The organism is Arthrobacter sp. TB 23, assembly GCF_000294595.1.
Classification (GTDB): domain Bacteria; phylum Actinomycetota; class Actinomycetes; order Actinomycetales; family Micrococcaceae; genus Arthrobacter_D.
Genome location: NZ_ALPM01000037.1, coordinates 1 through 5,433, shown reverse-complemented (window position 1 = coordinate 5,433; position 5,433 = coordinate 1). Strand labels below are relative to the sequence as shown.

Genomic DNA, 5,433 nt, shown 5'->3' with positions numbered 1-5,433 from the left:
TGGGCCAGTTCAATCGGTCGTTGCAACACCGGGCTGTTGGAGCGAGCTTAGCTGCTCGGCAAAGACTTCAGCCGGGGTTTTCCAGTCGAGGACTTTACGGGGCCGGTTGTTCAAGGTCAGAGCGATGGCTTCGAGGTCCTCGGCAGTCCACCTGGAGAGGTCAGTGCCTTTCGGGAAAAACTGGCGCAACAGCCCGTTGGTGTTCTCATTCGTGGGTCTCTGCCAGGGTGAGTGCGGATCGGCGAAGAACACCTTCGTTCCAGTGCTGAGAGTGAACTGGGCGTGTGCGGAGAGCTCTTTCCCTCGATCCCACGTGAGGGTCTTGCGGAGCTGTTCGGGCAGCTTGGTCATCGAGACCGTAAGCCCGGCGTTCATCGCCACGGCACCGTAGCCACCGAGCGAGGGCCCGTTCTTCACGGCCTGTCTATCAGCCCAGCCTTCCAGCCTGGGCAGATGTACCAGGATTGTGGAGCGGCTGCTGCGCTCGATGACCGTGCCGATCGCGGATCGTCCGGTTCCGATGATCAGATCACCCTCCCAGTGGCCCGGTACCGCACGGTCTTCGGCTTCGGCGGGGCGTTCGCTAATGAGGACCTCCGCGGTGACATGGCCTTGGGGTTTACTCTTCGATCGAGCTCGAGGTTCCCGCAGCGCACGGCCGGTGCGCAGGCAGGTGACCAGCTCGCGCTTGAGCGCGCCACGACCCTCGATGAACAGCGATTGGTAGATGGCCTCGTGACTAATGCGCATCGACTCATCATCCGGGAAATCGACGCGGAGCCGGTGGGAGATCTGTTCCGGACTCCAAGCTGTCGACCATCGCCTGTCCTGCCGGTGCGGTTTGTTCAGCCCCTTCCAGGCCGGTGTCGCAGGGCCAGCGACGACAGTGCCGTCGTGCCGGCGGATGACCCCAGCGAGCCGTTCCTGAACATACTCACGCAACCTCGCATTGTCCGCGAGTTTCGCGGTCTTCGGGCGCTTCGCAGCCTGTTGCGCCTTCCACTGCGCCACCAAGGCCCGATAGAGATGCTTCCCGCTCCTCGTAGCCGCGTTGCGACGCAACTCGCGCGAGATCGTTCCAGGGTCGCGGCCAAGCCGCCGCGCGATTTCACGCACGCCGACCTCCCGGGCTCGCAATAACGAGATCTCCTCACGCTCAGCGAAGGACAAGTAGCGGCCCGTAGGCTCGTCAAGACTGATCGGCGGCATGCCGCCAGCGTGACGGAACCACCGCGACGCGACCGGCCACGACACACCGAGCGCCTCCGCAGCTTTGACGGTTGTCACCCCAGTAGCGATCAAACGCCAAAACTCCCGCTGCACCGCACGAGAGGGCTCTGGCCTGCCCGGCGAACGCATCGGCGGACGTAACGCCCGATCCGCCGCCCACTGCCGCCGCGCGCCCTCCGGAGCCTTCCGCAACTGCTTTCCACCGCGTCCCATCGCGAACCTCCATAATCGAGGTGTTGCGACGACCAATTGAATTCACCTTGAGAACCACGGTCGCTATGAACCACCGTCTTGTCCGGGGCCCGTAACGCTATCGCGTTGTGAAGAGCGGAGACGGCTAGGGATGCCTTCATCCTAGAATCGATGGAGTAGCCCACAATCCGGTTCGAGTAGACGTCCTTGATGGCGCACAGATAGAGCTTGCCCTCATCGGTGCGGTGTTCCGTTATATCGGTCAACCACAGCTGATCTAGGGCCGTGGCGGTGAAGTTCCGTTGGACATGATCATCATGGACCGGTGGGCCGGCCTTGCGGGTCAGGCCGCGTTTCTTGGCGAAGACGGACCAAATACGTTGGCTGCTACACAGCCGGGAGACCCGGTTCTCACCGGAGGTGAAGCCTTGGGCTTGGAGTTCGTCGGCGATGAACCGGTACCCGAACCCGGGGTCGTCACGGTGGACGTCCAAGGCAGCGTTGATCAGATGCGCATCGGACCAATCCCGCTCCGTCACCGGCGCTGCCTTCCATGCGTAGAAGGCTTGTTTGGAAAAACCCAGCACCCGGCAGGCCACCGCGACGGCGATACCGTCTGCGGCAAGGTCAAGGACCAGCGGAAACCTCATTTTGGGGGCAGCTCCCTGGCGAAGAACGCCGCCGCCCGGCGAAGAATTTCGTTCTCTTGCTCCAGAAGCCGGATTCGTTTCTTTGCGTCTCGGAGTTCGGCGGCTTCTTTTTGGGTGACACCGGGACGGGCACCGTCTTCAATGTCGGCTTTCTTGAGCCAGTTATGCAGAGTGGCTTCGGAAATTCCGAAGTCCTTGGCGATCTGGGAGATCGGCGCTTCGTGCTTGCGTGCCACGGCGACAACGTCGCGTCGGAACTCGGCGGGAAATGGCTTGGGCATGTGAACATCCTTGCTGCGAGGAGTAAATCCTCACAAGTCAGGAGTCAAGCAAACTCGGGGCAGTCCCACACCCTGGCCGAAGCAAAATACTTAGCCGATGAATGGAAACAGATCTACAATCATGAACGTCCCCACGGATCCCTCGACGGAATGACACCGTCGGCCTACTGGGAAAACTGGACCGCAGGAAACCAACTAGCTATCGCATAGCAACTTGATAGGGGCCCCGCGTTTTCCACCGGTCTTATGTGAATAGGAGCGGGTTATTGAGGTCGTTCCAGAGTACTTCGTATTGGTCAGGGCTCATATAGCCGGTGTAGCTGTGCCGGCGTTTGCCGTTGTAGAAGTCCAGCCAGGCATCCATTGCTGTGACGAGTTCGACCACTGTCTGCCAAGTCTTTCGGGTATTGAGGAGCTCGGCCTGCATGCGGCCCCAGAAAGACTCCATGGCCGCGTTAATCGTAGCAATCTCCGACGCTACCCAGCGAGGGTGTGAGATCCCAGGTGCTCAGGTTCTCACTGAATCCCCAGGAGGTGAAGTTCGCCCCGTGGTCCGAGTGCATGATTGTCGCTCCGTCCCGTTGCCGGCTTCTTTGTGCCTGCGTGATAGCCCGGTTGACCAGCGCGGTGTCGTTGATGGTCGAGAATGAGCGGCTGACCGCGGTGCGCGCGAAGCAGTCCAGCACCACGCAGCAGTAGACCTTGCCTTCCTTGGTGGGGTGTTCGGTAACGTCGGTCAGCCAGAGCTTGTTGGGTCCGTCCGCGGTGAAGATCCGGTTGACCAGATCGGTGTCTGTGCGTTTGTCCACCAGCGGGTTACGGAAGGCGCTGGCCCGCGGAACTCCGGCGATTTCGTGCTCAACCATGATGGCCCGGATGAGTTTGCGGTTGACGATCATCTCGTACTCATCCAATAATTCGGCCCTGATTCGGCGCCATCCGTACGTGCCGCCGGACTGCCGGTGAATCAGGCAGACGTAGTCGGCCACGATGGTTCGTCTGATGGCCCGGTTAGAGGGTTCTGCGCGGAGGTGTTTGAGATAAGTCGAACGGTTCAGGCCTGCGGTGATGCAGGACCGCCGGGCGGAGAATCCTCGGACGACGAGCCCGTCAACGACTGCTGTTAACGCCGGCCGAAAGTAGGGCCAGGAACGCCAACTGAAAATAGGGCCACCGACCATGATGGAAGGTGATCAATTTGGATGATTGGGCGAAGATACGCCACCTGTTTTCGACGGGTCAGCACTCGAAGCGTGAGATTGGCAGGATCGTGGGGGTTTCCCGCGGAACGGTGGATCGGGCGTTGGCATCGGATCGGGTGCCGAAGTATCAGCGGGCGTCCGGGGCGTCGAGTTTCGACGCGTTCGCTCCGAGGGTGCGCGAGTTGTTGGTGAAAACCCCGACAATGCCAGCAGCGACGCTCGCGGAGCGGGTGGGCTGGTCTGGATCGGCGTCACTGTTCCGGGCGAAGGTCGCCGTGATCCGGCCCGAGTACGCGCCGCCGGACCCGGTGGACCGGCTGGTCCACGTACCGGGCTTCCAGATCCAATGCGATTTGTGGTTCCCACATGAGCCGTTGCCCGTGGGCGAGGGCCAGCACGACACTCCACCGGTGCTGGTGATGACGTCGGCGTTCTCGGGATTCATCCAGGCCCGGATGCTGCCCTCCCGGACGACCCCTGATCTACTTGGCGGAATGTGGGCCCTGATCCAGGACGCGCAGGCGGTCTGAACCGCTCTGGGTTTGATGGAGACTCGCGCTATTTGATTTCCGCCAGCTGAGCGTGGTCGGTTTGGTCAGCATAGAACATCTGCTCGAACTCCGCGGGTGGAACATCGCCGAGGTAGCCGTGGAGGCGTTGGGTGTTGTGCCAGTGGACCCAGCCGAGGGTCGCTAGCTCGAGGTCTTCGACCGTCTTCCACGGTCCGGGTCGGGCGGGGCCGCGGACGAGTTCGGTCTTGTAGTAGCCGTTCACCGTCTCCGCGAGGGCGTTGTCGTAGCTGTCACCGACGGTCCCGATCGAGGGTGTTGCGCCGATTTCCGCGAGACGTTCGCCGTAGCGGATCGACGTGAATTGACTGCCCGCATCGCTGTGGCATCGAAGATCCTCGTGGTGAGCACCACGACCCCAACGGGCCATTTCGATCGCGTCGAGAACCATTTCGGTGCGCATGTGCGACGCGCATCGCCACCCGACGATCATCCGGCTGAACACGTCAATGATGAAACAGACGTACCCGACGCCGGCCCATGTCGGGACGAAGGTCAGGTCGGTCACCCAGAGCCGGTTCGGGGCCGCCGCGGTGAACTCCCGCCGGACTAGATCCGGGTGCCGCGCCGCAGCCGGGTCAGCCCTGGTCGTTTTGACCCGCTTCGAGCGTGTCGCGCCCTCGATGCCGGCGGCGCGCATCAACCGGCCCGTCTGGTCGCGGCCGATGTCCATTCCGGCCCGGCACGCAGCTTTCCAAAGCTTACGGACCCCGTAGACGCGGTAGTTGTTCTCCCACAGGGCCACTAGATCGGGTATCAGAACCGCGTCGCTGACGGTACGCGCGGACGGTGCACGGTCCCTCGCGGCGTAGTACGTGCTCGGAGCCACCTGCAACAGGCTGCAGATGGGCTCGACTCCAAGCGGGCGACCCTCAACGACGTCGTTCTTGTTCGCGTCGATGAACGCGACTACTTCCGGTGTTGGCGGTCGAGCTCCGCCCCGAAGAAACTCGCAGCCCGTTTCAGGATTTCGTTCGCCCGACGCAGCTCCCGTACTTCTTGCTCAAGGTCCCGCATCCGGCCCGCATCCGCAGTACTCACACCGGCGACGTGCCCGTCATCGATGTCGGCTTGCTTGACCCACGACCGCACCGACTCAACCCCGTATCCGAGCTGAGTAGCCACCCGATGGACCGTCCCGTGCTCGGTCCCAAGCTCTGCCCGCAAGGTTCGAACCATCCGCACCGCTGCGGCTTTCTCCTCCGGCGAATACCGACGTGCCGTCGGCCTCCCAGTTCCCTGACTCTTTGCCATGACTCTATTCTCGATTCCAAGGTCAGAAGCCTCCAACAAACCCAGGGCGGTTCAG

General features: G+C 62.1%; 5 protein-coding genes, 2 pseudogenes and 1 other annotated feature. Of the genes and pseudogenes, 2 read left to right on the top strand and 5 right to left on the bottom strand.

Annotated elements, in window-relative coordinates; all coding sequences use genetic code 11:
• Positions 1-9: 9 nt before the first annotated feature.
• The gene (locus B384_RS0104785; protein WP_443110774.1) at positions 10-1,359 is read right to left on the bottom strand and encodes an IS30 family transposase; all 1,350 of its coding nucleotides are present in this window, start codon (positions 1,357-1,359) and stop codon (positions 10-12) included.
• 131 nt (positions 1,360-1,490) lie between these two features.
• Positions 1,491-2,353, bottom strand: a pseudogene (locus B384_RS20485) (IS3 family transposase); the annotation flags it as partial.
• Positions 2,354-2,374: 21 nt separating this feature from the next.
• Here B384_RS20485 and B384_RS20760 point away from each other — a divergent pair.
• Positions 2,375-2,563 (top strand): annotated as a pseudogene (locus B384_RS20760) (integrase core domain-containing protein); the annotation flags it as partial.
• A gap of 34 nt (positions 2,564-2,597) precedes the next feature.
• Here B384_RS20760 and B384_RS20480 read toward each other — a convergent pair.
• Together B384_RS20480 and B384_RS20475 are read right to left on the bottom strand one after the other, a co-directional pair.
• Positions 2,598-2,801 (bottom strand): integrase core domain-containing protein, encoded by a 204-nt coding sequence (locus tag B384_RS20480; RefSeq protein ID WP_156808974.1) that lies wholly within the window; start codon positions 2,799-2,801, stop codon positions 2,598-2,600.
• Positions 2,802-2,808: 7 nt separating this feature from the next.
• A complete protein-coding gene (locus B384_RS20475; protein ID WP_156808973.1) occupies positions 2,809-3,534 on the bottom strand; it encodes an IS3 family transposase in 726 nt (241 codons plus the stop codon).
• A 17-nt stretch (positions 3,535-3,551) separates the two neighbouring features.
• Between B384_RS20475 and B384_RS0104760 the strand changes: the two genes are divergently transcribed.
• Complete coding sequence (locus B384_RS0104760; RefSeq protein ID WP_192813061.1) at positions 3,552-4,085, top strand: hypothetical protein; 534 nt, start codon at positions 3,552-3,554, stop codon at positions 4,083-4,085.
• A gap of 28 nt (positions 4,086-4,113) precedes the next feature.
• Here B384_RS0104760 and B384_RS17755 read toward each other — a convergent pair.
• Positions 4,114-5,378 (bottom strand): IS3 family transposase gene (locus B384_RS17755; RefSeq protein WP_156808956.1). Its coding sequence is split into 2 segments (ribosomal slippage): positions 4,114-5,075 and positions 5,075-5,378, totalling 1,266 coding nucleotides; the frame shifts between segments, so codons are not numbered across the junction.
• Positions 4,945-5,079: a sequence feature (AL1L pseudoknot), on the bottom strand. (Overlaps the previous gene by 135 nt.)
• Positions 5,379-5,433: the final 55 nt, after the last annotated feature.